The organism is Nostoc flagelliforme FACHB-838 (assembly GCF_014698065.1).
In the GTDB taxonomy this organism is placed as follows: domain Bacteria; phylum Cyanobacteriota; class Cyanobacteriia; order Cyanobacteriales; family Nostocaceae; genus Nostoc; species Nostoc flagelliforme_B.
This window is the reverse complement of record NZ_JACJSI010000570.1, coordinates 1-3,052: the sequence shown is the minus strand read 5'-3', so window position 1 is coordinate 3,052 and position 3,052 is coordinate 1. Positions and strand designations below refer to the sequence as shown.

At 41.1% G+C, this 3,052-nt stretch carries 2 protein-coding genes and 1 pseudogene; 2 read left to right on the top strand and 1 reads right to left on the bottom strand.

The window, feature by feature from the left end; all coding sequences use genetic code 11:
* Together H6G97_RS48930 and H6G97_RS48925 are read left to right on the top strand one after the other, a co-directional pair.
* A partial coding sequence (locus H6G97_RS48930) for a transposase (protein ID WP_190947495.1) occupies nucleotides 1-570 on the top strand: 570 nt, incomplete at its 5' end.
* 388 nt (nucleotides 571-958) lie between these two features.
* Nucleotides 959-2,806, top strand: a complete 1,848-nt coding sequence (locus tag H6G97_RS48925; protein WP_242056159.1) for a peptidase domain-containing ABC transporter — start codon at nucleotides 959-961, stop codon at nucleotides 2,804-2,806.
* 4 nt (nucleotides 2,807-2,810) lie between these two features.
* Here H6G97_RS48925 and H6G97_RS48920 read toward each other — a convergent pair.
* Nucleotides 2,811-3,052 (bottom strand): annotated as a pseudogene (locus tag H6G97_RS48920) (hypothetical protein); the annotation flags it as partial.

The window sequence follows — 3,052 nt, the reverse complement described above, 5'->3', positions numbered from 1 at the left end:
GATTTACCAATGCGACCGGGTAAGGTTGAAAGACGGGAATTTGAGTATATTCGTCATGGTACACAAACTTTAATCGCTAATTTTGATATTGCCACTGGTAAGATTATCGAGCCGACTTGTGGAGATTCCAGGACAGAAATTGATTTTCTCCTCAATATTCATCGAATAATTGAAAGTGATCTCGATGCCAAAAAATGGCATTTAATCATGGATTGTCTTAATACTCATCAGTCTGAGTCACTGGTTCGCTTGGTTGCAGAAAAAGAAGGTTTGAATATTGACCTGGGTATTAAGGGAAAAAGTGGCATACTCAAATCCATGAAATCTCGTATTGCTTTTTTGAAAGACCCAACACATAAAATCGTTTTCCATTACACCCCAAAACATTCTTCTTGGCTCAACCAAATTGAAATTTGGTTCAGTATTTTAGTTCGTAAGTTACTAAGAAGAGCAAGTTTTACTAGTCAGGATGATTTAAAAAATCGAATCCTCAGTTTTATTGACTACTTTAATAAAACAATGGCTAAACCTTTTAAGTGGACATATAAGGGTAAAGTCTTAGCTATTTAATGGTCTGTTTATTTCCGCCAAGCTGTACTAGCATCCAAGAAAAAAAAGTAGCATTCAAGCAAAGCACGTATTTTAGAAGCCATAGCAATCCTAAATGATTGCTGAAAAAGCTTCATACTCATATAGGACTCCTATTTGATTTCTGAACAACTAAGCTGCCTAGAAGCTTGACATACAAAGCTTTCCTTATCAGTATACTGAGCAATATTCAAGTAGGATTCCTATATAGCTTGTGAAAATAAGATATTTGTTGGTCTGTCATAAAGGTAAACAGTCTTTTGACAATAGCAAAAGACTTATGGTGCTGTAGGGAGGCCAACTGATATAAAAACGCTTTAGTATAAGCAATCGGTCTTAGTTTAGCCTCAGTTTACTTCAAAATTCTGTTATGAAATACCAAGTTGTTCTGCAACATAGTGAAGAAGACTGTGGTGCTGCTTGCCTTGCTACTGTTGCCAAACACTGCGGACACACCTTTGCTCTGCATCGAGTCCGAGAAGCAGTTGGAACGGGAGCGCGGGGAACCACCCTATTAGGTTTAAGTCGAGGAGCAGAAGCTTTAGGATTTAATACTCGCCTTGCCAAAGCTAGCTCTCAATTTATCGAGCAATTGCATCAAGCCCCTCTACCAGCGATTATTCACTGCAAAGGCTACCACTGGGTAGTTTTATATGGGCGAAAAGGTAGTAAATACGTAATTGCTGACCCTGCCATTGGCATCCGCTATATCACTCTTAAGGACTTAACCGCAGGTTGGGGTAATGGTGTCATGTTACTACTGACACCAGACGACAACCGCTTTCGAGAGCAAACATCCGATAAAATCGGAGGAATCGGGCGTTATCTGGTGCGCGTTTGGCCTTATCGCTTCTTGATAATCCAGGCGATCGCCATTAACTTTGTGATTGGGCTGCTTTCTTTAGCCTCACCCTTGATGATGCAACTGCTTACTGACGATGTACTCGTGCGGGGAGATACTCAATTGCTAACAACAGTGGCAGTTGGGGTGATCATTATGAACCTGATTAAAAGTGTAATCGGGTTAGTACAGTCTCACCTAATTGGACACTTCGGTCAAAGACTGCAATTAGGATTGATTCTCGAATATGGGCGGAAACTCTTGCACTTGCCTTTAGAATACTTTGAAGGACGTCGCAGTGGGGAAGTAGTCAGTCGTATTGCTGATGTTCATTCTATCAATACTCTAGTTTCCCAAATTGTCCTCGGTTTACCTAGCCAATTTTTTATTGCCTTGGTTTCCTTGGGCTTTATGTTATTCATTAGCTGGGAGTTGACTGTGGCTACCCTTGCCGCTTTTATCATTGTCACAGCAATTAACCTGCTTTTCCTACCAGCTTTACGCCAAAAAACTCGCAAACAGATTGTCTTAGGCACAGAAAACCAAGGCTTTCTTGTGGAAACTTTTCACGGTGTTCAAGTACTAAAAACTACTCAAGCCACCCCCCAAGCTTGGCAAGAGTATCAGACGAATTATGGTCGCCTCGCCAACCTGAACTGGAGTACGATGAAACTGGGACTTTATAGTAGCACAATTACCAGTTTTATTTCCACTCTGACGAATGTTACCTTACTCTGGTTAGGCAGCAACTTGGTGATTAATCAGACCTTAAGCATTGGGCAGTTGCTCGCGTTTACTGGCATGAGTGGCAACTTTCTTGGCTTCCTAAGTTCAGCAATCGGATTAGTTGATGAGTTTATCACTGCTCAAATTGTTGTCCAACGCTTGACAGAAGTCATCGATGCCACCCCAGAAGATGAAAATGACTTTAAAAAACCGACCGCAAATATTCCAGGTAATGCAGATATCACCTGCACTAACCTCAACTTTCACCATGCGGGTAGAGTAGACTTGCTCTCTGATTTTTCTTTAATAATCCCAGGTGGTAAAGTCATTGCTTTGATTGGTAAATCCGGTTGCGGCAAAAGTACCTTAGCCAAACTGATGGCTGGTTTATATAAGCTTCAGTCTGGTAATATCCGCTATGGGTTATATAACCAGCAAGACCTTTCATTAGAATACCTACGGCAACAGGTGGTATTAGTCCCCCAAGAACCCCATTTCTGGAGTCGCTCAATTATTGACAATTTCAGCTTTAGCTATCCCCAAGTAAGTTTTGAAGAAATTGTGAGAGCTTGCTCTATTGCTGGCGCAGATGAGTTTATTAGTAAACTTCCTGATAAATATCAAACGTATCGGCTCAAAATTTCGGGGTAGAGATTTATTCAGGTAGCCACGACCAACCAAATGGGTTAGAAGAAGACTTCTCTCGAATAATGTTACCCAAACAGGGAATATCACCGAGTTGCAAAATCCGGTCATGCATATACTCAAAAAAGCTAATACCTAACTTACGAGTAGTGGCAACCAGGGACATGAAAATATCCCATGCTTTGGTACCAAGTTCTGTTTGGGTGGCATAACTAATCTTGCGTCGCTGTACCATAGTTCTAGCAGCCAACT

Bases quoted from the DNA above. Each gene is read 5' to 3' on its own strand.
- H6G97_RS48925 (WP_242056159.1), top strand. From the start codon at position 959: ATGAAATACCAAGTTGTTCTGCAACATAGTGAAGAAGACTGTGGTGCT.